Source organism: Fibrobacter sp. UWH5, assembly GCF_900142505.1.
Taxonomy (GTDB): Bacteria; Fibrobacterota; Fibrobacteria; order Fibrobacterales; family Fibrobacteraceae; genus Fibrobacter.
In genome coordinates this window covers 103,199-127,283 of record NZ_FRBB01000007.1, presented here as the reverse complement: position 1 = coordinate 127,283, position 24,085 = coordinate 103,199, and the positions used below count along the sequence as shown (strand labels likewise).

Below are 24,085 nucleotides of genomic sequence, written 5' to 3'. Positions count from 1 at the left end.
AATGAAAAAGATTGCTCTCGCACTTGCTGCTATGGGTTTGGCAGCCATGTTTACTGCTTGCGGTGATGACTCTTCCTCTAGCGGTGGTAAGATTATATCTTGCGACATGAAGACTGAACGCGTTTTTATGGGTGAAACCCTTACTTCGCATTCCTGTGCTGAAATTTCTTCCAATGCTGTTGCTGCTGATGAGTTGGAAAAAAGCTGTGTAGGTGCACCGGATTTCGGAATTACAGCTACTAAGGGTTCTGGCTGCGCCGGTGGCGAAAAGAAGAAGTGCGATTCTCCTGACGGAAGTGGTGCTGTGTACTTCTACGACGCTGATGCCGCCGACTCCAGTTGTGATAAACTCTTGGACGGTGAAGACTAATAATTAGTCTTTCTAAATCAAGTTTCACATATAAAGGTTTCCTGATGTCAGGAAGCCTTTTTTGCTTTTAGAGTAATAAAACTAGACTTTTATTTCTATCTTGTTCCCCAAAAATTGAAAAACTCCTAGGAACTTATATGGAAAAGAAGACGAGTATTTTTACCAACGGAATCATTTGGTTTGGTGTAGCCATCTCCGTTTCTGAAATTGAATGTGGTATCGAGATTGGGGCTTCCAATACCCCCGATGGTTTGTGGCTCCCGCTGATTCTTGGTCATGTCTTGGGCGGTATCATGCTGTACTTTGTGGGACTTATCGGTGCCAGGGTCCGCTTGAACGCCATGGAGACTACGGCTTCCACTTTTGGTAAGTACGGTTCCAAGTTTTTTGCCTCGTTGAACTTGCTGCAGCTTATTGGCTGGATTGCAGTTCTGAATGCCCAGGGTGCCATGGCTTTGGCGGGTTTGAACTTGCCGGTTTCATTCCCGTTGACTTGCATTATCTTGGCTGTGCTTATTGCGGCCTGGGTTTTTGTGGGGCTTCGCCGTACCCAGAAGATCACCACGGTGGTCATGGGCTTGCTGGCCGTTCTTTTGGTGGTGCTTACCGCGAAGTTCTTTGGCCTGGGTGGTGCCGCGGCTACGGTAGCTTCCAGTGGAGCAGCCTCTAGTCTTCCTACCTTCAATTTCTGGACGGTCTTTGAAATTTCCATTGCCATGCCCCTTTCCTGGCTGCCGGTAATTTCTGACTATACCAAGGACGTGGCTCGCCCCAGGGCGGCAACTGCGGTTTCTGCCATTGCCTATTCTGCCGCCAGCTTCTGGATGTACTTTATTGGCCTGCAGATTGCTGGTCTTGGTGTAGGGACCAACATCGCCCAGGCAATTCTTTTGGCTGGCATCGGTATCCCAGGCATTCTGATTGTCGCCCTTTCTACGGTGACGACCAACTTTTTGGCCGCCAACTCTGCAGGTGAATCGGCCAAGGCCATTGTGGGTAGGCTGAATCCCAAGGTTACGGGAGTTGTGGTTTGCGCCCTCAGTACGGTTCTTGCTATTTGGGGAATCGTGGACCACTACATTCATTTCTTGTATCTGATCGCTTCTGTATTTGCGCCCATGGCGGCTGTTCTTCTGGTTTCGTTCTTCTTTGTGAAGGAACATCTCGAAAGAAAGTGTTTCTGGATCTGGAATTTGTTTGCCTGGCTGGTGGGTTTTGCATCTTACCAGGTGGCTGTAAATACTGGCTTTGATGCTGTTGGTCCCACTTTGCTTGCGGTTGCAATTTCTGCAGCACTGACATTTGCTGCAAAAATCAAGAAGTAGTTTTTTCTATATTTTTATCGATGATGAAAAAATATTTCATTGTTATATTTTAGGAAAGAAAATTTCAAAATCTTTAGGAGAATAAATGAAAAAGTTCTTTATGATTCTTGCTTCTCTGGGTCTTGCCGCTGCAATCTCTGCTTGCGGTGATGATTCTTCTTCGTCTCCGTCTGCATCTAACGGTGGGGACAATGGTGGAAACAATGGCGGAAGCAAGTCCGGCAAGGCTTGCCTTAACACATTCAATGATGGAGAAATCCGTTGTTTTACTCACGAGTCTGTAGAGTTCCTTTGCGGTGGCTCCAGTTCGGACTTGAAGTCTTCGGTTTTGGTGGACGCTTGTCCCGAAGGTTATACCATGGAGTGCCCGAATGATGTGGGTGAAGGCGCTACCTACTTTTATCGGGAAGGCATGACGGACTGCCATAAGTTCTAATCAGACATTGTTTGTAATTGATAACCAAGTTATTAACTGATATGAAAATGGAAATCCAAACTGAGGATTTCCATTTTTTATATTTAGCCAAGTAAAAAGAGGATAATCATGATCGTTTCTTGGATGACCACCAATAAGTGTAACTTGACCTGTAAGCATTGCTACCAGAACGCTGGTGGTACCAGGGATCGAGAACTGACAACGGCCGAAGGCCACAAGCTCATTGATGAAATCACCAAGGCCGGTTTCAAGATCATGATTTTCAGCGGTGGCGAACCCATGACCCGCCCGGACATTTTGGAATTGGTGGAACATGCTTCCAGGAATGGTCTCCGTCCGGTGTTCGGTACTAACGGTACCATGATTACCGCCGAATTGGCCCAGGGACTTAAGAAGGCCGGAGCCATGGCCATGGGCATTAGCATTGACAGTATCGATCCCAAGCGTCATAATGATTTCCGTGGCTTGGACAACGCTTTTGAACTGACCATGGCTGGTATCGAAAACTGCAAGGCCGCAGGTCTCCCGTTCCAGATTCATACCACCATTATGGATTGGAACCAGGGCGAAATCCTGGAAATTATGGATTGGGTCAAGAGCATCGGTGCAGTAAACCATCAGATTTTCTTTTTAGTGCCGGTGGGACGTGGCAAGGAAATTGCGGATCATGCACTTCATGTAGCGGAGTACGAAAAGTTGCTCCGCAGCATTATGGAAAAGAGCCGCACTCTGGGTATTCCTGTAAAGCCTACTTGCGCTCCGCAGTTCCTGCGTATTGCTGACCAGTTGGGCGTCAAGACTCGCTACACCCGCGGTTGCCTTGCCGGGCTGGATTATTGCATTGTAAATCCGGTGGGCCTCGTTCGCCCTTGTGCTTACATGCTTGAAGACGCAGGCGATGTTCACGATACGCCCTTTGACGAAATCTGGGCCAATGCGGAAGTTTTCAAGAAACTGCGTACCAAGGCTTACGAAGGGGCTTGCGGCAAGTGCAAGTTCAATGACCGTTGCGGAGGCTGTCGCGCCCGTGCCGCCTACTATCACGATGGCGACTATATGCAGGAAGATAACAACTGCGCCTATGGAAGAGGCTTGAAGTAGACTGAAATATTCGGGATCACGTTTGGGTATAAGATGAGGTGTTTATGTCAGACGTAAAAGAAAGTGAAATTTCGGAACTTCGTGAAAAGGATCGTGAGCACGATGCTCGCCTTGATTCCCTGAGTTCACAGAATCAGAGTCAGGAATTCAAGTTGAAGTCTCAGGTGGCCAAGGATCGCGAACATGATTTTCGCCTTGATTCCATTACCAACAAGAATGATGCACAGGATCAGGAACTCCATCGTCAGGCCATCAAGGACGAAGAACACGATAATCGTTTCGAGGGTCTTGAATCCCGTTGTGCCGCCCTGGAAAAGCAGGTGAGGTTCTTGATCAAGTTGCTTCCCGAAAATATTCGACCCGATGCAGAGCTGCCTAAGGAGCCGAAGTCTCCGATTTCAATTGTCTCTTTATCGTTAGCTGTTCTTGCCCTGATTATCTCCATTATTTCTTTGTTTGTATAATCCCTTTTTAGTTTGTTTATGGCCGATTCCCTAGAAAACCAGAATGCTGAAGACGAACGCTTTATGCGTATGGCCTTGCGTGAGGCCGAAAAGGCTTTTGATGAACGTGAAATTCCCATTGGCTGCGTTATCGTAAAGGACGGTGTGGTCATAGGGAAGGGGCATAATCAGATCGAGATGCTGAAGGATGCCACGGCCCATGCCGAAATTCTGACTATCGGTACGGCGGCCAATGCGCTGGATAACTGGCGTTTGGATGGTTGCACTCTCTATGTGACTTTGGAACCGTGTCCCATGTGTGCCGGCGCCATTTTGAACAGCCGTGTCGGTCGCGTTGTGTATGGTTCCCCGGATACCCGTTTCGGTGGCTGCGGCACGACCATTGACGTGATTGCCAATAATGCCCTGAAAAGGGTGGTTCCCGTGACAGGCGGGGTTCTGGCAGGGGAATGTTTGGGGCTGTTAAAGCTGTTCTTTCAGCGGATGCGCCTTGAAAAGGGTGACTCTGGCGCCAAACCGCCTGTGTCGTAATTTGAAAAAATTAAATTTTACTTATGAATTTCTTTAAGCTTTTCGCCAGCTCTGCTGCGCTCATGTTTTTGTGTTCCTGTGACGGTAACGAATTTACTTTGGCTTTTAATACCCAGAACGTTCCGCCCCAGACTTATTACCTGGAATCTTCCCTGAATGCCATTTTGCCGATGGATACGGTGACTGGCACTCCCGAGGCCATGAATACACATCTGGTGGTCAAGGCTACCAATACTTTGGTGACCGCCTATGATGATGGGGCTGCCAAGTTCCAGATGAAGATTGATTCTGTGGACTACAAGTCCGACAAGCGTTCTGTGGATGAATTCCGCAGCATGGAACGTTATATGTCCACGGAACATTTCCAGTTCAAGATGGCCAAGGATGGCATTGTCAGCAATGCGGTCATCGAAGATTCCGTGATGCTCGGAACCGAAGCCCTGGATTTGATCCGCCTGTTCCTGAAGGTGCAGCCGTTGCTGCCGGGTAAGCCCGTTGCCGTTGGCGAAACCTGGGAACGTCCCATGGATATTCCGGGCAACAACAAGGCCAATACGGTGGTGTACAAGGCATTTACCCTGCAGGACCAGTATGTTCACGACGGCGTGCAGATGGCAAAGATCGGCATGAACCTGAAGTACAAGGAAGTGGCCGACTCTACTGCCGACGTTCGTATGTCCAGCAAGGGCTTTATTGTGGGTTCCGGAACGATTCTGTTTGATATGACCCACGGGGCCATTTCTTCTGTGAACCTGGAACTGACTGGCGACCTGGCAGTAAGCGACCTGGTGGCCGAAAGTGTTATTCCCGAAATGCACGTGATCCAGAAGATCAAGTTGAGGAGTGAATTTTGATTTTGATTCCTAAGCGAGTTGCGGGGGTTATTGCAGCTGCGCTGACTGCTCTTTCTGTGTGCGGTCTTGCCGTGGCTGGTGAGATGCCTTTCCCGCAGATCGAGAACGGCAAGGTTACTCTTGTGGAGGCTGACAGCCCTTACCTTCTGGAACAGGGGGTGGTGTTCTCTGCTAATGATACCTTGATGGTGGAACCGGGTGTTACCGTTTTGATGGGTGAATACGCCAAGCTGATGCTTCGCGGTTCCGTAAAGATTTCCGGTACCGACGAGAAGCCTGTGGTGTTCCGCAGTGCCGACTCTAGCGAAAGCTGGAACGGTCTACATTTTGTTTCTTCTAGCCGTCCTTTCGAAGTGAAGAACCTGGTGGTGGAGAATGCCTTCCGCAATACGGTGTTCCGCTCCAAGGGTATTTTCGAAAGTGTGCAGTTCATTAACAACTACTATGGCCTGTGGATCGACGACGTGCCCGAGGTTTTCCTGGCCCGTTGCGAATTCACCCGCAACCGTTTTGCCCTTTCTGTGCGTGCTGGTCAGGTGATGTCTGCCGAAACCAAGATTTCCAACAATGTTTACGGCCTCTATCTTGAAGCCGGTGGAAAGTTTGACGGTGATAAGAGCTTGATCAATAACAATCTTGAAGCCGATGTCCGCAGCGAAGTGGAAGAAATGGCTGGCAAGGGCAAGCGCGTGAACCGCAGTATTTGGCATCGTATCGAAACGGCTTTCTAGGGAGCATCTGGCGTAGTGCAGGAAAATTTCCGCAGATCAATTCGAAAGATGACGGGCAACAGTGTCCGTCTGACGGTGCGCCCTAACCGTTCCTCCATGGTGGCAACGCTGTCGCAGTCCATGATGGTCACTTGGTCCATCGTGCTGTACGAACATCTTGATGCCATGCTGAACGACCCGTCTGTGAACGTAGGAACGTCGGAATTGATTTCGTATAGCGAAACCGCTTATAAGTTGGCCGATGCCAGCTTCCCTCAGATTATCGCTGATGCAAATAAGCTTTACGATGAATTCCGCACCAAGTGGATGCAGCGTTTTTCTACTGATGAAGTGATGCGACTCCTTTTGGAAGGAGGTGACTTTTTGCATCATGACGAAGAAAAGGGTTGGTATCTGACGGTCAAGAACAGCAAACAGGATATTAATGCCTTCTATTCGGCAACCATCCATTTGCTGGTGAGCGATGCGGAACCTCTGTTTGTGCGTATGCATGGCCGCGTGATGCAACTGCAGGAAAAGTTGTGCAAGTACTGGCATAGCGAATCCGCCGTAGACGCCATGTCCAAGTTGCTGCCCAGTCTAGAAGCTTCCTTGCGCGATAAGGAAAACTCCATGGTGGTTTCGTTGCGCAGTTCCTTGAACGCCCTGGCCAAGAAGCGTTTTGCTGCGGCCTTTGCTACCAAGGGTAATACTCATTACTACAGTTCTGCCGCTTCCTGTGCCCGTAATGTAGGTCGTTACTGGAATCCCCATTACGCATACGAAAATGGCTTCCTGGCCTTTACCGATGATTTTTGTGATTATGCCCGCGGACTTACCATTCAGGTAATCGAGTGGTACCAGAGCAAGTGGGCTATGTTCCTTCGCGGATTCAACCGCGGTCAGATGAATTTGTTTGAAACCCAGGCCTCTTTTAAGGCTTAATGAAATGCAGGTAAAAAATGAAGAGTGCATTTAGTTCCATCTTATTACTCACCATTGTGGGCCTTGTCGTTTTGGTGGCAGGCGCATTGTACTTTGGCGCTCCGCTGTTTGGCTGGGTGATCATGGGCGCAATCTTTGTCGTGTTCGTGATGGAACAGCTTCTGGCTCTTAAGAAGTTGAACTTGATCGAAGCTGAAAACCTGGTGCTAGACGAATGCGAAAGCCGCGGTTCTTACAGTGTGTCTGGTGAAGGTGTTGTGGCTAACCGCATTCAGCTGGCCAACCGCCTGATGGCAAAAAGGATTCGTCTGGATTCTCCCATCGCTTTCGAAGTGCTCAACAGCAATGTGGGCATTAACGTTCCCCGTAGCGCTGGCGGTACCGTTATTCTGCTGGGCCTTATGGGAACCTTCTTCGGTTTGATGTATTCCGTGGCCACAGCCGGTGGTGCCATCGACAATTCTACCACCCAGGGAACTTTGGATACTATCCAGCTTTTGTTCCAGGGTATGAAGGGTATTTTCGGTACTAGCCTTTGTGGTTTGTTTGCCGCCTTGATTTTGAATACTAGCCGCTCCCTGTTGCTCAATGCCCGCGATTCCTTTATGGCCCGCCTGGATACCATGACTTTGAATCTTCAGGGCGAAACCGGTGACGAACTGGAACAGAACAAGAATGAACTGGAACGTCTGTTTGACGCTGTGGAAAAGAATCTGGCCAAGGTGACTTCTGCTGTGCAGGATGGCCTGGGTGGTATTGTGGCTAAGGTGGGCGAGGAACTGACCGCCGCCACCACCATGATGAACCAGAATGTTTCTGATTCCGTGGCCAAGGTTTCTGCTAACGTGAACGCCTCTGTAGAAAAGGTTTCTGCAGAAATGTCTGCTTCCGTGAAGACATTGAATGAATCTCTGGCTTCTGCCATGAGCGGCATGAACGAATCCGTCAAGGATCTGGGTAGCTCTGTTAGCGCTTCTATTTCTACTGCATTTGCTCCCATGGAAAACAGCGTGAAGGCTCTGTCTGCTTCTGTGGAATCTATTCCGTCTAAGCTTGAAGATCAGCTGAACGGCCTTTCTTCTGCACTGGATTCTGGTCTTGGCGATATTGCCAGCGGCGTGAAGGCTGGCCTTAACAGTGTGGCTGACGATGTGAAGTCTGCCCTGAGCGATGTTTCTGGCAGCGTTTATGATGGCCTTTATAAGGTTAGCGAATCTGCCCAGAGTTCTCTGGCCGATACTTCCAACAGCATTGCAGATTCCATTTCTGAACAGGTCAAGCAGTCCAACGAACAGTGGAATGAATTCATGCAGCGCCTGGAAGAACGTACCAATGCCAATGTGGATGCCCAGCGCGATGGTCTTGAAACTCTCAAGAACGTTGCCCTTCAGGTGGCCGAAAAGGCTCAGGCCGGTTCTGCAGAACTTTCCGCTTCTGTTTCCGAAAAGCTGGCTGGCCTCTCCAGCGATATCCTGGGCGCCTTCCAGAAACTTTCCGAAACTTCTGCAACTCTGCTCGAAGCCCAGAAGGCTCTTACCGTCAGCATCGACGAACGCGTTGTCAAGGAAAAGGAAGCAACCGACGCTCTTGGCGGCAACATCGTAGAAACGGCAGAACTCATGCGAGTCAACCAGTCTGAACTGAGCGCCAACCTTGAAATGCTCCGCGCTGGTCTTGAAACCATTCTTGAAAAGCTCAGCGGCGATACTGCAGAACGCGACGAAGAAGAAAACTTCATCGAACATCTGAATCAGTCTCTGGAAGCCTTCCACGAACGTGCCAGCGAAGTGCTTATGGAAAATGCGGTCAAAACTCAGGAAATCCTGTTGGAAGTTCTGGAACAGACTCAGCGTCCGGGCTCTTACTCTGTTGCATCCGCCTCTTCCGAAGAGAACAAGGTCGAGGAATAATCTATGCGTTTCAAGCGAGACGAAAACAGCAATCCCTGGATGGCCTACACGGACTTGGGCGTTGCCCTGGTGTCGTTGTTCATCTTGGCTTTTGTGGCCATGGCGACCCTCAAGGAACAGAAGGCCGAAGACCTTACCCGTACCGAAGAGGAAGTGCTGAGCTGTCAGGAAGAAATGCGCAAGATTGCCGCTGAACGTAACGCCCTTCTTTCCAAGAGTTTGCAGACCTCTATCGAGGCTGGCCTTATCGCCCTGGAAGGGGGTAAGATCCAGATTCAGGCATCCTTCCTTTTTCCGGTGAACGGTGCCGACCTGACCAACGAAGGTGTGGGCGTGATTAAGGGAATCAGCAAGGGCCTTCTTGACGCACTGGATTCTACGGATGTAATCATGGTTAGCGGTTTTACTGATGACATTCCCATCAAATCCAATACTTATACCAACTGGAATCTTTCTACGGAACGTGCAGTGAATGTGGTGAAGACCTTGATTGCCCAGGGATTCCCCCCGGATCGTCTTTTTGCCGCAGGCTTTGGCGAACACCAGCCCAAGTATCCTAACGATACCGAAGAACATCGCCGACTGAACCGCCGCGTAGAAATTGGCGTGACCCCGCTCCAGATGATGGATAAGAAGCAGTAAGGCTTGATACTGAAGGATTTTTATGCAGGACCGTTTGGAATCTTTACGACAGAGTGTAGATGCTATCCGCAAGACCGGAAAGCTGCCGCATTGGCGTATGGTTTATGCCGACAACCTGCTGAATCGTGCCGGTGAGTATATCGCCGTTGACCGTCTGCCCGAAGCAGGCATGGTGGCCGAAAAGCTGGACCGCTGGATTGCGACCCATACGCCCAAGGTGGAGACCGACAACCGATTTGCCGAAAGCCCCTTGCTCATCTGGAATGAATCTCTGCTGTCCCAGATTTCCGAAAGAATCAAGCAGACTCTTTCTACTAAGCGCCAGTTGATTCCCGCAACGGAACGTGACGCCACCTTGCGCCGCCTGACTCAGGTTGAAGCCTGGATCAAGGCTGGTGGATTCCTGCTGGCTCACGATGAACTGCTGGCCCTCCGTGCCGCCCTGATTTCCCGTTTGCGCCGAAGCTATCGTGCCCGCATCGTGGCCAAGTCCGCCTATCAGGGGAATGTTTCCATTCCTACGGGCAGCCTGGTTGGTCCTTACAATGCCCGTCATACTTTGGAAGAAACCTTCCATGTGGTGGGCGAACGCGACCCCATCTGGGTAGAAGACTTCCTGGAAATCTATAACGACCTCTTCCGCATCGTGGAACGCCTGGTTCCGCAGGATAAGAAGTAGTCTTCTAAAAAACAAGCTTTATAAAAATGAACCGTGGCTTTTGGGTCACGGTTTCTTTGTATGAATTTATAAAACAGGCGATGTATACAAACTTATTCTATTTTTGTTTCGCGGTATGTAGGTTTGTTTAAATAAACTATCTTTGGGCTCCACTAAAGGAGAACATAGAAATGAAACATTCTAATTTTTTAGCCGCAATGCTTGCGGTACTTTTTTTTGTTGCGGAAACTTTAGCTGCGACTTCTGAAAGCAATTCATTTTTCAATAAACTTCCCAAAATCGAAAGAAAGGGACCGGCTGCGTGGGCGAACATAAAGGCAAACCAAGGCAATGGTCCCCAATTTATGCGAAAGCCTTCGCCCCTGGGCTATACTGCCGGAACCAATAAATTTCCGGTGGTTCTGGTGTATGACAATTCCGAGCACCGATCAGACCTCTCGGACTTTGATGACATGCTGAATGAGGTCGGTTATTCCAGGAATAATTATCTTGGTTCTATCCGTGACTATTTTATCGATCAGTCTGTGGGAAAGTTTGTGCCTGAGTTTGATGTGTATACAGCGAAGCTGGACGAGGAATTCAGCTTCTATGTTGGTTTTGGCTTAGATAGCTTGGTTAAAGAAGTCGCCGCCAAGTTGAAGGAAAATGCAGCCTTTAATGCAGCAAAATATGATGCTGATGGTGATGGCGAGGTTGATAACCTTTCTGTTGTTTTTGCAGGAACCTTGGGGAAAGAGGATGAAAAACGCGCACAGTCCTACATGAGCTACCTTGGGAGCGTAGATGCAGGAAATGGAAAGACGTTCAATACCCACATCATAATTTGGGGCAATGGTGCTGTATTTTCTCCTTTTGTTCATGAGTTTGGCCATGCTTTAGGATTGTATGACCTTTATAGCACAAATGGCGTGGATTTAAATTGGGTAAAAACATGGGGTGTTCAAGCTCCTGGCGTACACGGCTGGGGCGTGATGACTTTGGGAGTCCACAGCGGCAACGGATATGTAGCTCCTGGTTATAATGCCTTTGAAAAGAATTTTTTGGGATGGCTGGACTTTGATACCTTGGATTTGAAGGCCGATGTCATTACCATTGAACCTCTGGAAATTTCTAATAAGGCCTATATGATTCCCGTCCCGAATAATCCCGATGAATGGTTTATTCTTGAAAATCGACAGAAAAATAAGTGGGATTTTGTATTGCCCAGTCATGGTTTGCTGATCTGGCATGTTGATTATGATGAATATGTCTGGAATAGCTCTTTAAATGACGATGCGTTCCATCAATACGTAGATTTGGTGGAGGCCGGATCGAAGATGGTTCCCAATTATAATGACGGCGGGAATCAAGAATATCTTGTCGATGATCCGTTCCCTGGTTCAGAAAACGTGACTGAATTTTATGGCTTTAAATCCTGGTCTGGACTTGATCTTGGAATCAACCTTTATGGCATTATGGAAGAAAACAAGAATATTTGCTTTACTACCAAGAAGGGTGTAAAGGTGACGACTTGTGATGTGAAAAAAGACGCTTTCAAAATTTATGGTTCCTTGCAGCAGACCGTTGAAGAGGACGCCTCTATTGAACCTATAACCATTAGCGGCGTAAAAAGCTACGTTCGTAATTCCTGGATGATTTATTTCTTGAACATAGACTATAATGAATCAGAAGAAACCTTGACCATTACATCTACCGTCCCGAAATACACAAATCCTGTTGTTTATAAAGAAAGCTTCACGATTAACGGGGAAGTGTATGAAGTTTCCTTGGATGTGAAAAAATCAAATCGTGTGTTGACAAGACCCAGTATTGTTGTAGATGAATTTTCAACCAATGAGGATGTTACAGCCTTGTCGGCAATTACGACGTTTAATGTTGAACTCCGTTTGCAAAACGATAACCTTCAGGTATTCGCTTCGGGGGATTCTCGCAAGAATGTCGCTATCTTTGACATGCAGGGAAATAAGGTTTATGGGGCAGATTTCAACGGAACGTCCTATGGCGTAAACCTGGCTTCTTTCAAGAATAAGGTTCTCTTGGTCCGTGTTACGGAAAATGGAATCCTGTTGAAGCAGAACCGCATTACTGTGAAATAATTTAAGATAAATTTCTATCAAAAAAAGGCCGCAATCAAATTGCGGTCTTTTTAATGCTCTGTAGATTTCAGGATCGAATCTTACTTCTTAAACTTTTTAAGAAGAGCTTCGGCCTTTGCGAACTGCTGCTTCACGGACTTGGGACCGGTACCGCCTTCAATGTTACGGCGGCTAACGCTGTATTCGAAGGTGAGGGTCTTCTTCATCTTCTGCACGTCGGGAACGCCGGCGGCTGCCCAGGATTCGTCGGACAGTTCGGTGAATTCCTTACCGCTACGAGCGGCTTCACCAACCAGGCTACCGACCACGTGATGTGCATCGCGGAAGGGAACGCCTGCTTCCACCAGAAGGTCAGCCAGGTCGGTTGCCAAGAGAGCCGGCAGCATCTTGGCCTGCATCTTGTCGAAGTTGAAGCGTGCGGTTTCCAGAGCTTCCTTCATGACGCGGAGGATCACCTTCACGTTGTGGACGCTGTCGAATACCGGTTCCTTGTCTTCCTGCAGGTCGCGGCTGTAGGAGAGGGGGGCGCCCTTCACCAGAGTGTACATGGCGCTGAAGTTACCCAGCATACGGCCGGACTTACCGCGGATCAGTTCCATGGAGTCCGGGTTCTTCTTCTGGGGCATCATGGAAGAGCCACTGCTGAATGCATCGTGCAAAGTGAGGAAGCCGAATTCGCTGGTGCTCCAGTTTACGAAATCTTCGGCGTAACGGCTCATGGTGTTTGCGATGATGGCGAGGTCGGCGTTGAATTCCAGCATCATGTCGCGATGGCTTACGGCGTCGATGGAGTTGGGGCTCACATCCTTGAAGCCAAGTTCCTTTGCAACCAATGCGCGCTGGTAGGGGAATGCGGAACCAGCCATGGCGCCGCTACCCAGGGGCAGCTGGGAGTGCAGTTCCAGGAAGTTATCCAAGCGCTTCACGTCGCGGGAAACGGCAAAGAACATGCTCATCAGATAATGGCTGAAGTAGATGGGCTGAGCTTGCTGCAGGTGGGTGTAGCCCGGCATCAGCTTGCCGAAGTACTTCTTGGAAAGATCCAGCACAACGTCCATCAATTCAATTTCAAGAGCGCGGATTTCAGCAGCGCGGTGACGCATGTAAAGCTTGAAGTCGGTGCAGACCTGGTCATTACGGCTACGGCCGGTGTGGATCTTCTTGCCCAGAGCGCCGATACGTTCGGTGAGAACGCGTTCCACTGCCATGTGAATGTCTTCGTCGGAAGGCTGCCACAGGTTCTTGCCTGCATGATAGTCATCGAGAATGGTCTTGAGGCCGTCGCAAATCTTCTTGTATTCAGCCTTGGTCAAAACGCCGGATTCTACCAGACCCTTGCCGTGACCGATGCTGCCTTCGATATCTTCTTCAATCAGTTCGGAGTCGAAGTGGAGGCTGAAGGAGAGGTCAACCATGGACTGAGCCATGCCACTGGCGAAACGGCCGGTCCACATGTTGGTCTGGGTGCCGGACTTGCCAGAGGTTTTCTTTTCTGCCTTGGGGGCCTTAACGGTCTTTGTATTCTTTGACATATAACGTCTCTCTTTGAATTATTCTTCGTCTAAAAAGTCGCTGTCGTCTTCTGCGTCAACAGGCTCTATGTTTGCGATGTTATTTTTTGCGGTTTGTTCCATGCAGGAAGCTAAGCTAACGGAATTTTTGGGATCCAGCATACATACGGACTTGATTTCAATGTCCTTGTTGTACTTAGTCTTGGCTACAACCGTGCCGTTGATGGAAAACTTGAAATTTCCGTGTTTCATTCCCTTCTTGCAGGTTCCGATGGCATCTACGGTTTGACCAAAATCATCCACAAAATGCCACTGGGCATTTCGCATGTGGAGGCCCGAGCAGTTAAAAGGAGTGTTCATCTGTTCTGAAGTTTGGAACTTTTGGAATTTACCGCCACCACATGAGGTGAGCATGAGAACTGACGTTCCCAAAACAAGAAATGCGACTGTTTTTTTCATAATACCAAAGTTAGACATTTGAAAGTTCCTGTTCAAGCGCCATCTTCATTTTTTCGGTGAGTTTAATGGCACTCTTCGTCATAGGTACACCTTTGTATGGTGCCACAGATATCTGGGGTAGAACTTTAAGGTTGTACTGGTAGCGTTCCGTGGGGTGGTACTGCAAAAGTTTATCACACTTCCGGAGTCCAATCTTTTCGTTTCCGCCGAAAAATATGGGTACGACATCGTTTTCGGAGAATAGGGCGAAACGTGCGGCTCCCTTCTTGAATTCCCAGGGTTGACCTGGCCTAGAACGGGTTCCTTCGGGGAAGATGATCAGGTTATTGCCTTCCTCCATGGATTGCCTTGCCCGTTCCATCTGTTCGTCAAAAGGAATTGTGTTTGGAATGTAAAGGTTGCGTACGATCAAGGAGATGAACTTGTTTTCGATGAGTGAACCCTTGACAATACAGTCTGCGTTGGGTATCAGCGAAAATAATATGACCACATCCAGTAGGGATGGGTGGTTGGCGATAACCACCTTGGACTTGATATTCGAAAGTTGTTCCTTGTTTTCGACGTTTACGCTGATGCACCGAATGGTCTTCATGACGTTTACGAAAACTTTGAAATACCAATGGTTGAAACGTCGGGCAATGGCCTTAAACTTTTTTTCGGAGAATCCGGCCAAGACATGCATAATGGGGAAAAGCCCAAGGGCCAATCCTAGACTGCATAAACCAAAAAATGCAAAACTGAAAAGTTTTACTGCAATTCGGTAGATGTAGATAATCTTCTGCATGGAGTCTAGAATACGGGTTGCTTCTGCATTTCTAGGGCGCTCAGGAAAGCGATGGCCTGTTCTGCCGCGGTGTCAAAATTCCCCTGAAGCATCTTGAGGTACTCCAACTGAGAATTCAGGTTGATTCCCTTGTAGGCCTTGTCGGCCTTAGCCTCGTCGGTGGTGAGTCGGAGGGCGAGACCGCAAACGGCATTGGGGTAGGGGACTCCTGCCACGGGTGCGTAAGTTTCGGGAATTAGTTCGTCTGCAAAGATGAAGGTTCGTTCCGTAGCGTCGTCGCAATTTTGCAAGGCGGCGATACAGTCGGTGAGGCCAGTCGTAAAGGCGCTCTTTCCCGAGAAGACGGCTGAGTAGCCTGCGGTGTTGTTTTCGAGAATGGTTGCGTTTGCGACAGAGGCGTTAAATACCGAAAGGCTAAAATGGGCCGGAGATACCGCGCCCGTATCAATTAGCGCCTGGGATATTTTGAGCTGCTGGGTGATTTCGCCAAACTGAGAGGCGAACGTCACCTTGCAAGGAGGCAACTTGTTGCCTTCGCTATCCTTGGATACCATATCGCTTACGAGAACGACCATGCGGGAAACATAGGTCAGGCGACGGCGGGTAAGCATCGGGACGAAAGATACGTCAGGCTTGGGTTGGGCGTCGTTGGGAATGAAACTTGCCAGTCGCTGGATATAAACGTTCTTTGTCATAAGATTCCTTACAAAAAGAGCGTCTTACTTGATACGGAAACGAAGAAGGGAATAAGCATTGGGGCCCACATTGTGGTGAGCTTCCTTCAGCTCGAAACCTGCTACTTCGATTGCCTTTTTCAGTTCTTCGTAACGGTACATTTTGCTGTTGCCGTTGGCGATGCAGGTGAAGTACAGTGATGTCGCCTGAAGGGAATATGCTGCTGCTTCGAATCGCTGCTTGTCCCAAAGGGGTTCCAGAACGTAGACGTCTGTATCGGGGGCTGCAGCCTTACGGATCTTTGTCAAAATCTTGGTGATTTCTTCCAGAGAGAAACAGTCCAGGAATTGGCTCATCCATACCGCATTGGCTCCGGTGGGGAAAGCGGTGGTTTCGTCCAGCACATTGCAGGGGAGCGTATTGATGCGTTCGGCAAAACCCGCTGCGGCAGCATTCTTTTCGGCAACGGCGGTCTGGCCCGGAAGATCGATAATGGAAACTTTTACGTCTGCGTTGTATTTGCAGCAGGAAATGGCCCACTTGGCAGTATTGCCTCCGATGTCAAAGAGACGTCCAACGGGTTTCTCGAAAACGATGGGCAGGGCTTCGGGGAAGGCCAAATCAGAGTAGAAATGGTCAAAGCCGAACCAGCTCTTCTTTTCTTGTTCGGTCAGCTGGGAAAGACCTTCGTAAACAGTTTTCCACGGTCCCAGGTGGGGGAGTCCTGCGGGCTTGCCTTTCAGGATGGATTCTTCCAGATTTTCGGCACCGCGGTAGCAGATGTCCTGGGAAAAGTCCATGTTTACCTGGGTCATTTCATCTTTCATGAGGAAAAAGCCGATCTTGCCTAGGGTAAGGCGCAGGTCATCGTCATCAGAATCCTTGTGGACCTTGATAGCTCCCATGCCAAGTCCCATTTCTACCAGTACGCCGATTCCATAGAGAGAAATGTTCAACTTCTGGGATAGTTCGGAAATCTTGATTCCCTTTTTGCGGGCGTTGCTAATTTCATCCAGGATTCCCAGGTTGCGCAGGGCGCGGGCGGCCTGGAAACTAAGGGGGGCAAATGCAATCTTCTGAGCTTCGAACTTGGCGTTTACAGCGTCAATATTGTCGTTAATATAAAAGTCAAACATGTTCCACTCTCCGAAACCTTTTTAGAGGGGTGTAAAGCAGTTTCAAATATAATTTTTTCTATATTGCCTGATCGTATTTTTGTAACTCTTGACTCGGTTGTCATGTATATAAACATTTGGAGGTCTCATGTCTGATCTGAACACCCGCATTAAGGAAGTGCTGATCGAATCACTGGAACTGGAAGATATCACTCCGGCCGACATTGTTGATGCGGCTCCCATTTTTGGTAAAAACGAAAAGGGTGAAGGTCTCGGTCTTGATTCCATCGACGCTCTGGAATTGGGTATTGCCATCAAGGAAAATTTTGGCGTGACCTTCACTGTGGCTAACGAAGAAACCAAGAAGCATTTCGCCTCTGTGGATGCTCTTGCCGCATACATTTCCAAGCACACTGACGCATAAGGGCTTAAAGGTACACAAATGGAAAAACAGGAAATTTTTGATAAGATCAAGACCGCCCTCATCGAAGAATTCGAAATGGATGAGGCCAAGCTTACGCCCGAGGCTCGTCTTTACGAAGACCTGGAACTGGACAGCATCGATGCTGTGGACCTGATTGTGAAGTTGAAGTCCTTCCTTCCTCGCAATATCGATCCCGAAGTGTTCAAGACCGTGCGTACCCTTCAGGATGTGGTGGATGCCATCTACAACCTGATCCAGACTGCGGAATCCAAATAATGAAATCTATAGCGGGAAAGGTCTTCTTTACCGCAATCTCTGTTCTGTACCCAGTACTCGTCTTTTGCGGGATGGAGTTCTGGGGACTTTCTCCTAGGCGCTTGAGCATTTTGCTCTTGGCGCTTGCCTTTTATCAGTTCCTCAATTTTACCCGCAACCGTGGGGCAGGGGAACTCGGCCGCGCGAATTCCATAAAGGCAGCGGTTCTCGTTGTGCTGATCCTAGTCTGTGGGGTAGTCTCCTTTTTTGCAGACAACATTTTGTTCCTGAAGTTCTACCCCGTGTTGGTGAACTTGAGCTTGCTCGCCTTTTTTGGCTTTACCCTATGGAAAAAGCCTAGTTTCGTATTCCGCATGGCCAACCTGGGCGATAAGACTATCAAGACTTCGCCAAGCAGGAATTATGTGGAACGGTACTGCGACAGGGTGACTTTTGCCTGGTGCATCTTCTTTGTGGCGAACGCCTGTGTGTCTGCAACCACCGTGTTCGTTGGTTCTGACCGTTTGTGGTCCTTGTACAACGGGCTTTTTTCCTACATTTTAATCGGTGTATTTTTTGCCGTTGAATTTTTGATCCGAAAGATTATGCAGAGTAAATTGCAATCCTATGTTCCTGTTTGCGACTTGGAATTGAATTCCCGCCCCGAAGGGGCTGTTGTCAGTTTTGATGGTGAAAGCGTAAAGACATGGTCTGACTTTACAAGTGACGTTTCCAAGGTTCGTTCCTTCTTGGAATCCCGGGATAATTGCCCCTGGATTTTGCATTGCGAAGACTCCTATTTCTTTGTGGTGGCCCTGCTTGCCATGTTGCAGAGTGGCCGTAAGGCTCTCGTGACTGCCAATCGCCAGGATGCCTTCATCAAGGAAATCAAGAAGCCTGAATATGGGTTTATTACCGACGAACCGTTTGGTACGGCGGCCGATGGGGCTTCCCTGATTCAGGATATCCTGAAGGGCGAAACTTCCGATACCGCAAACCTGAAATTTGGGAAGTTTGATAAGTCCAAGGCCGAAATGGTCATGTACACTTCAGGCACCACTGGCGAACCTAAGGCCGTATTCAAGCTGTTCCTGCAATTTGAGAACGAACTGTTTGAACTGGTGAAGGTCTTTGGTAATGACTGGGTAGACCACAAGGTCTATAGTACGGTCAACCATCATCATATTTATGGTTTGCTGTTCTCGGTACTTTTGCCTATCGCCACAGGACTGCCTTTCCGTAGACGCCGAATCGACTTCCCTCAGGAACTTGCCGGCCTCGTAAATGAAAAGGCTGTCATTGCATCAAGCCCTGCATACTTGAAACGCCTGGCCGCCGATAGCGACAAGCCTTTCGATTTTAAGTGCGCTCCCATCATTTATTCTTCCGGTGGTCCCTTGCCTAAGGAAGTTGCCGAAAGGGCTTGCGAACTGACTGGCTACTGGACCATGGAAATCTATGGCAGTACAGAAACAGGTGGCATTGCCTATCGACAGTCTAAGAATGGCCCTGTGTGGACACCCTTTGAAGTCTGCAAGATGAGTCTGGGCGAAAATGATTGTCTGAACATCAAGTCCAGCTACATCCTGGAACCGGATGGTTTTACCACAGGCGATCTGGTAGATATTTACGATGACGGTCGATTCCTCTTGAAGGGACGTTCCGATTCTATCGTAAAGATTGAAGAAAAGCGAATCTCCCTGCCCGAAGTCGAAAACCGCTTGAAGCAGACGGGGCTGGTGCAGGATGTGCGTGTGGTTCCCATGGTGGGCAAGCGTCAGTACTTGGCTGCAGCCATTGTGCTGAATGCCGAAGGCCGTGAAAAGTTTGCGGGCTCCACCAAACTTCAGATGAATAATTTCTTCCACGATTACCTGGTCAAGTTCATCGAAAATACGGTGTCTCCCAAGAAGTGGCGCTATCTAGAAGAATTGCCTCAGAATACCGAAGGCAAGATCCGCATGCGTGATGTGCAAGCGCTCTTTGGTTTAGCTGAAAGTCCCAATTTCAGAATTTTGAAATTCCGTCGGGAGACTGGCGTGCTGACCGCCAAGCTGATTTTCCCTGCGACAAGTGATTATTACGACGGACATTTCCCGGAGTTCAAGTTGCTTCCCGCCGTGGTGCAGGTTGACATGGTTCTTAAGTTGGCCCGTAATTTCCTGGATGTTCCCAAGGAACTTTCAAAGATTCATCGAACGAAATTTGCAAATCCCATTTTCCCGGATACGCCGGTGAATGTGAAAATTTCCTATGATGAGGAAGCAGGAAAGGTTTCCTTTAACTATACCGATGAATTGGGCGAAAAGACCTTGTCAAATGGCTCCTTCACTATGAATGTAGGTGGCTTGAATGGCTAGTTTGACTGATATTAAGATTTGTGCGGTCGTTCCTGTATACCGTCATGAGGCGGCGTCCCGTCATGTGGTGGATGTGCTGGCTTCTTATGGCATACCGGTTGTTCTTGTGGACGATGGTAATGCGCCCGAAGGGCATCAGATTCTGGAACAGATTGCTAGTGAAGTTCCCAATACCATTCTTGTGACCCACGCCGTAAATGGTGGCAAGGGCAAGGCTGTCTGTTCTGGCCTTGAAGCGGCTGTAAAGGCTGGCTTTACCCACGCGTTGCAGGTGGATGCGGATGGTCAGCATGACATGGGCAAGATTCCCTTCTTTGTGAAGGCCGCGCAAAAGCATCCTGACGATCTGATTGGCGGCTTCCCCCAGTATGACGAAACCGTTCCCAAGGCTCGTGAGCAGGGGCGCAAGATTACCAACTTCTGGGTGTCCATTGAAACCATGTCCAGGGAAATTCCTGATTCCATGTGCGGTTTCAGAGTTTATCCGCTGGCTAGTGTCTGGCCCGTAGCAAAGAAAATTCGCAATTACCGAATGGGCTTCGATATTGAGATTCTAGTGAAACTTTCCTGGAAGGGCCTTAAGATGCGCTTCTATCCCATCAAGGTTAGCTATCCCGAAGACGGTGTTTCCAACTTCCGTGTTTTTCACGACAATGTCGCCATATCTGCAACGCACACTAAGCTGTGCTGCGGCATGTTCCTTCGCAGTCCCATGATTCTTGCTCGCAGACTTTTTAAGAAGAAGTAGATTTTTTCAAAGGCATTTTATGGAAAACGAAAAGGTAAGATCGGAGCATTGGTCCGAAGTGAAAGAAGTTGGAGGTAGCCTCTGGCACTTCCGCTTTATGCTTTGGATTGTGTGCCATTTGCCTTTGTTCCTCGTAGAAGTCTGCACGGCGATTATTTGTTTTTTCTTTTGGATTGGGGCCAAGCCGGTACGAGCCCGCTCACGGATTTATCTGGAACATTTGGCTCGCGTTCAAAAAAGACGTCCTGATTTTCTTGGGCCCTATAAACACATTTTGTCCTTCGCCCTTTCCATGATGGAAAAGCTACTTGGCTGGAAAGGGGCCATCAAACTGAACAACATCGAAACACAAGACGATGATTTGAATGCCTTGGTGGATCAGCTGAATCGTGGGGAAGGGGCATTCCTCCTTTGCTCTCATCTAGGCAATATGGAAATGCTCCGTTCGCTTACGGGTTACGATGAATATCATACCCAGAAGGATTTTGAAGTTTTCCCTGTCGTTGATTTCTCGGGTACCTCAAAGTTTAACGCACTTCTTCGAGAGTTAAATCCCGATCTTATGGATCATGTGGTTGATGCCAATAATATCGGCGTCGATACCGCCGTCTGGATGAAGGATCAGATTGCTGCCGGTAATCTGGTGGTGATTGCCGGGGACCGAACCTCTGCCAATTCCCGCGACCGCAAACTGGAAACGGAATTTCTTGGCGAAAAGGCGAACTTCCCGGAAGGCTCCTTCTCTCTGGCAGGAATTCTGAACGCCCCGATTTATTTTATGTTCGCAATCCGCAAGAAGGATTTCGATATTAAATCCACTTATGAGATGCATGTGATTCGAGCCAAGACTTCATTGGAATGTTCCCGTAAGGAACGCCCTGAACGTCTGAAGTTGTTGCTGCGGGAATACACATCGATTTTGGAAAAACTCTGTTTGAAACATCCATACCAGTGGTATAACTTTTACAACTTCTGGGAAGATTGATCCGCAGACAGAAAAATTTTTGATGATTGAGGAATGATTATGGAAACTGTAGTTGTTGGTAGCAGAAAACTGACCGTCGAAGATGTGGTGGCCATTGCCAAAAAGCAGGTCAATGTTGAACTGGATAGTTCCGAAGCCTTCCAGAGAATGATTGATGCCGGCGCAGAATTCCTGGATAAGGCTCTGGCTGAACATGGTGGCATCTATGGCGTAACGACTGGTTATGGAGATTCCTGCACCCAGACGCTCCCGCCGGAACATTACTACCAGTTGCCCATAAACCTGACCCGTTTCCATGGCTGTGGCATGGGTAACTATTTCGATCCTGAAACGACCCGCGCCATCATGGCAGTTCGTATGAACACGTTGGCCCAGGGCTGCTCCGGTGTTAGCTATGCTCTTCTGAAGATTATGATGACGTTCCTGCAGAATGACATCCTTCCCCTGATTCCTCAGGAAGGTTCTGTGGGTGCCAGCGGTGACTTGACGCCCCTTTCCTATTTGGCTGGCGCAGTTATCGGTGAACGCAAGGTTCTGTACAAGGGTGAAGTCCGCGAGTCCCTGGATGTGATGAAGGAACTGGGTATTACTCCTCACAAGTTCCGTCCTAAGGAAGCGATTGCCATCATGAACGGTACTGCAGCTATGAATGCTGTGGCCTGCATGGCTTTCTCCCGCGCCATGTACCTTTCCGATTTGGCCTGCCGCATTACTGCCATGATTACCGTGGCCATGAAGGGCAACGCCTACCACTATTATGAACGTCTTTTTGAGGTAAAGCCTCATCCTGGACTTATGAAGGCTGCCAAGAAGATGCGCGACGGCTTGAACCTGGAAGTTGCCAAGAATGTGGTTCCCGAAAAAATCCAGGATCCCTATTCCTTGCGTTGCGCTCCGCACATTATCGGTCTTGTCTACGATTCCGAACCGCTGCTCCGCCAGCTTATTGAAATTGAACTGAATAGCGCCAACGACAATCCCATTGTGGATCCCTTCACCCGCAATATTTTCCACGGGGGCCATTTCTACGGTGGTCACATCTGCCTGGCCATGGATACCCTGAAGAACATGGTGGCTAATATTGCCGACCTTCTGGACCGTCAGCTGGCCATGATTGTGGATATCAAGTTCAACCGCAACTTGCCGCCTAACCTGGCTGGCTCCAAGGGGGATTACGATATCAATCACGGTTTCAAGGCTGTACAGATTGGCGTGTCTTCATGGACCGCAGAAGCCTTGCACTTGACCATGCCCATGAGCGTATTCAGTCGTTCCACGGAATGTCATAACCAGGACAAGGTCAGCATGGGTACAATTGCGTCCCGTGACTGTATCCGCATTCTGGAACTTTCTGAACAGGTGGCTGCTGCTGTACTGTTGGCCTCTGCCCAGGCCGTGCGCATTCGGTTTGAACGTGGCGAAATTTCCGCAGACCGCATGATCAATCTTCAGAACACCTACGATCAGGTCTTCTCTAAGTTTGCTCCCCTGGAATGTGATCGCCAGCTGGAAGGTGATCTCCGCAACACCTTGGAACTGATCCGTCAGAAATTCTACGCAGTTTAAATTAGACAGGTTAAAATGAAGAAAATTAAAGAAACCGTCGAATTTAATGTTGAATTTTACGATGTGGATTCTATGCAGGTGGCTTGGCATGGGAACTATGTGAAGTTCATGGAAGTGGCCCGTTGTGCCTTGCTTCGTAAAATCGGTTATGATTACAGGGATATGACCCGCAGCGGTTACCTTTGGCCTGTGGTGGATCTGCATGTGAAGTACATTCGCCCTATGGTATTTATGCAGAGAATCCGTTGCGAAGTAACCTTGACTGAATACGAAGTCTGTATGAAGCTGGCTTACAAGTTTATGGATGCCGAAACGGGTGCCGTGCTGACAAAGGCTGAAAGTACCCAGATGGCCGTGGATATGAATACGAAGGAATCCCTCTGGACTTGCCCGGCCTGCTTCGTTGATCGGGTGAGAACTGCATTGGATAAGGAAGACTGATGAAATTCCTGGACAAGTTTGCCTATTCCGTTTTTTGTTTGATGGTTTCCGCGACTTTTGCTTTGGGCGCAGTCTTTGATCATCCTGTAAATGACGGATCCCGCAAGCAATTAACTGCGGCCCTTGAACAGATGACTTCCCATGGAATTGTCTATGGAAATTTCAAACAGACGAAGTCTATCAAGAAGCTGAACCGCGATTTCGTTTCTACGGGGAACTTCATGATTTCCAGCAAGTATGGAATTTCGTGGAACACCCTGAAACCTTTTGCCTCCTTGATGATGGTGACTCAGAGCGGAATTTTCCAGCAGGCGGGAAAGGGCCCTATCAAGAAAATTTCTTCCCAGGAAAATCCGGTCTTTGCCGAATTTTCTAGGACGATACAAGCGGTCTTTTCTGGCAACTGTCAGGAGCTAGAGAAAAATTTCTCGGTGTATTTTGAGAAAGCAGGAAAGAACGTGGTGATTGGCCTCGTGCCTCGCGAACCAGCTGTTCGTAAGGTTATCGAGAGCATTGTTCTTGAAGGCTCCTCAAGTCTTGACAAGATGAGCATTTCCGACGGGGAAGGCAACCCTGTTGTGTATGAACTTTCTGACCAGAAGCAGATGAGTGAATCCCAGATGGATTCGCTAATTTCTGCAGAAGAAAACGTTCCGGTTAGGATCTATAAAACTCTTAGAGATAATCCGTAACTTGGTG

26 protein-coding genes are annotated in these 24,085 nt (G+C 48.7%); 21 read left to right on the top strand and 5 right to left on the bottom strand.

Annotated features, from left to right (window positions below; all coding sequences use genetic code 11):
* Position 1 precedes the first annotated feature (1 nt).
* From BUB38_RS08120 to BUB38_RS08060, 13 genes are all read left to right on the top strand, one after another.
* Positions 2–370, top strand: a complete 369-nt coding sequence (locus BUB38_RS08120; protein WP_073159381.1) for a hypothetical protein — start codon at positions 2–4, stop codon at positions 368–370.
* Between the two features lie 137 nt (positions 371–507).
* Entirely contained in the window at positions 508–1,695 is a 1,188-nt protein-coding gene (locus BUB38_RS08115) for a cytosine permease (protein WP_073159379.1), read from the top strand.
* Between the two features lie 85 nt (positions 1,696–1,780).
* Positions 1,781–2,131, top strand: a complete 351-nt coding sequence (locus tag BUB38_RS08110) for a hypothetical protein (protein WP_073159377.1) — start codon at positions 1,781–1,783, stop codon at positions 2,129–2,131.
* A gap of 108 nt (positions 2,132–2,239) precedes the next feature.
* Positions 2,240–3,232 carry a putative heme d1 biosynthesis radical SAM protein NirJ2 gene (nirJ2, locus tag BUB38_RS08105; protein ID WP_073159375.1) on the top strand — a complete coding sequence of 331 codons (993 nt, stop codon included), beginning with the start codon at positions 2,240–2,242 and terminating at the stop codon, positions 3,230–3,232.
* A gap of 44 nt (positions 3,233–3,276) precedes the next feature.
* Complete coding sequence (locus BUB38_RS08100) at positions 3,277–3,696, top strand: hypothetical protein (RefSeq protein ID WP_073159373.1); 420 nt, start codon at positions 3,277–3,279, stop codon at positions 3,694–3,696.
* 18 nt (positions 3,697–3,714) lie between these two features.
* Entirely contained in the window at positions 3,715–4,227 is a 513-nt protein-coding gene (gene tadA / locus BUB38_RS08095; protein WP_217650871.1) for a tRNA adenosine(34) deaminase TadA, read from the top strand.
* A 23-nt stretch (positions 4,228–4,250) separates the two neighbouring features.
* Positions 4,251–5,081: a hypothetical protein gene (locus BUB38_RS08090; protein ID WP_073159371.1), complete on the top strand. Its 831-nt coding sequence runs from the start codon at positions 4,251–4,253 to the stop codon at positions 5,079–5,081.
* On the top strand, positions 5,078–5,812 hold the full coding sequence (locus BUB38_RS08085; protein WP_249269270.1) for a right-handed parallel beta-helix repeat-containing protein: 735 nt from the start codon (positions 5,078–5,080) through the stop codon (positions 5,810–5,812). Before BUB38_RS08090 ends, BUB38_RS08085 begins: the two co-directional genes overlap by 4 nt.
* A gap of 48 nt (positions 5,813–5,860) precedes the next feature.
* The gene (locus BUB38_RS08080; protein WP_249269269.1) at positions 5,861–6,736 is read left to right on the top strand and encodes a hypothetical protein; all 876 of its coding nucleotides are present in this window, start codon (positions 5,861–5,863) and stop codon (positions 6,734–6,736) included.
* Between the two features lie 17 nt (positions 6,737–6,753).
* Positions 6,754–8,646: a fimbrial protein gene (locus tag BUB38_RS08075; protein ID WP_073159367.1), complete on the top strand. Its 1,893-nt coding sequence runs from the start codon at positions 6,754–6,756 to the stop codon at positions 8,644–8,646.
* Between the two features lie 3 nt (positions 8,647–8,649).
* On the top strand, positions 8,650–9,288 hold the full coding sequence (locus BUB38_RS08070; protein ID WP_073159365.1) for an OmpA/MotB family protein: 639 nt from the start codon (positions 8,650–8,652) through the stop codon (positions 9,286–9,288).
* Between the two features lie 22 nt (positions 9,289–9,310).
* On the top strand, positions 9,311–9,967 hold the full coding sequence (locus BUB38_RS08065; RefSeq protein WP_073159363.1) for a hypothetical protein: 657 nt from the start codon (positions 9,311–9,313) through the stop codon (positions 9,965–9,967).
* A 344-nt stretch (positions 9,968–10,311) separates the two neighbouring features.
* On the top strand, positions 10,312–12,063 hold the full coding sequence (locus tag BUB38_RS08060; protein ID WP_139258327.1) for a metallopeptidase domain-containing protein: 1,752 nt from the start codon (positions 10,312–10,314) through the stop codon (positions 12,061–12,063).
* An 80-nt stretch (positions 12,064–12,143) separates the two neighbouring features.
* On the opposite strand, the gene argH is transcribed toward BUB38_RS08060, so the two are convergent.
* The 5 genes from argH to BUB38_RS08035 are packed head-to-tail and all read right to left on the bottom strand — an operon-like array spanning position 12,144 to position 16,628.
* Positions 12,144–13,595 carry an argininosuccinate lyase gene (argH, locus tag BUB38_RS08055; protein WP_083542026.1) on the bottom strand — a complete coding sequence of 484 codons (1,452 nt, stop codon included), beginning with the start codon at positions 13,593–13,595 and terminating at the stop codon, positions 12,144–12,146.
* Positions 13,596–13,613: 18 nt separating this feature from the next.
* Entirely contained in the window at positions 13,614–14,051 is a 438-nt protein-coding gene (locus tag BUB38_RS08050; protein WP_073159360.1) for a hypothetical protein, read from the bottom strand.
* Positions 14,044–14,817 carry a lysophospholipid acyltransferase family protein gene (locus tag BUB38_RS08045; RefSeq protein ID WP_073159358.1) on the bottom strand — a complete coding sequence of 258 codons (774 nt, stop codon included), beginning with the start codon at positions 14,815–14,817 and terminating at the stop codon, positions 14,044–14,046. Before BUB38_RS08045 ends, BUB38_RS08050 begins: the two co-directional genes overlap by 8 nt.
* A gap of 5 nt (positions 14,818–14,822) precedes the next feature.
* Positions 14,823–15,512 carry a beta-ketoacyl synthase chain length factor gene (locus tag BUB38_RS08040; RefSeq protein WP_073159356.1) on the bottom strand — a complete coding sequence of 230 codons (690 nt, stop codon included), beginning with the start codon at positions 15,510–15,512 and terminating at the stop codon, positions 14,823–14,825.
* Positions 15,513–15,536: 24 nt separating this feature from the next.
* A complete protein-coding gene (locus BUB38_RS08035) occupies positions 15,537–16,628 on the bottom strand; it encodes a methyltransferase (protein ID WP_073159355.1) in 1,092 nt (363 codons plus the stop codon).
* Between the two features lie 127 nt (positions 16,629–16,755).
* On the opposite strand from BUB38_RS08035, the gene BUB38_RS08030 reads away from it, so the two are divergent.
* Genes BUB38_RS08030 through BUB38_RS07995 form a run of 8 tightly spaced genes read left to right on the top strand, consistent with a single transcriptional unit; the run spans position 16,756 to position 24,078 of the window.
* Positions 16,756–17,031, top strand: a complete 276-nt coding sequence (locus BUB38_RS08030; RefSeq protein WP_073159353.1) for a phosphopantetheine-binding protein — start codon at positions 16,756–16,758, stop codon at positions 17,029–17,031.
* Between the two features lie 18 nt (positions 17,032–17,049).
* Positions 17,050–17,307 (top strand): acyl carrier protein, encoded by a 258-nt coding sequence (locus BUB38_RS08025; RefSeq protein ID WP_073159351.1) that lies wholly within the window; start codon positions 17,050–17,052, stop codon positions 17,305–17,307.
* Positions 17,307–19,646 (top strand): ApeI family dehydratase, encoded by a 2,340-nt coding sequence (locus BUB38_RS08020; protein ID WP_073159349.1) that lies wholly within the window; start codon positions 17,307–17,309, stop codon positions 19,644–19,646. Before BUB38_RS08025 ends, BUB38_RS08020 begins: the two co-directional genes overlap by 1 nt.
* The gene (locus tag BUB38_RS08015; protein ID WP_073159347.1) at positions 19,639–20,394 is read left to right on the top strand and encodes a glycosyltransferase family 2 protein; all 756 of its coding nucleotides are present in this window, start codon (positions 19,639–19,641) and stop codon (positions 20,392–20,394) included. Before BUB38_RS08020 ends, BUB38_RS08015 begins: the two co-directional genes overlap by 8 nt.
* Before the next feature lie 19 nt (positions 20,395–20,413).
* The gene (locus BUB38_RS08010; protein ID WP_073159346.1) at positions 20,414–21,379 is read left to right on the top strand and encodes a lipid A biosynthesis acyltransferase; all 966 of its coding nucleotides are present in this window, start codon (positions 20,414–20,416) and stop codon (positions 21,377–21,379) included.
* 39 nt (positions 21,380–21,418) lie between these two features.
* Positions 21,419–22,945 carry an HAL/PAL/TAL family ammonia-lyase gene (gene hutH, locus BUB38_RS08005; RefSeq protein WP_083542037.1) on the top strand — a complete coding sequence of 509 codons (1,527 nt, stop codon included), beginning with the start codon at positions 21,419–21,421 and terminating at the stop codon, positions 22,943–22,945.
* A gap of 15 nt (positions 22,946–22,960) precedes the next feature.
* The gene (locus tag BUB38_RS08000) at positions 22,961–23,386 is read left to right on the top strand and encodes an acyl-CoA thioesterase (RefSeq protein WP_073159343.1); all 426 of its coding nucleotides are present in this window, start codon (positions 22,961–22,963) and stop codon (positions 23,384–23,386) included.
* Entirely contained in the window at positions 23,386–24,078 is a 693-nt protein-coding gene (locus BUB38_RS07995) for a LolA family protein (RefSeq protein WP_073159341.1), read from the top strand. Before BUB38_RS08000 ends, BUB38_RS07995 begins: the two co-directional genes overlap by 1 nt.
* Positions 24,079–24,085: the final 7 nt, after the last annotated feature.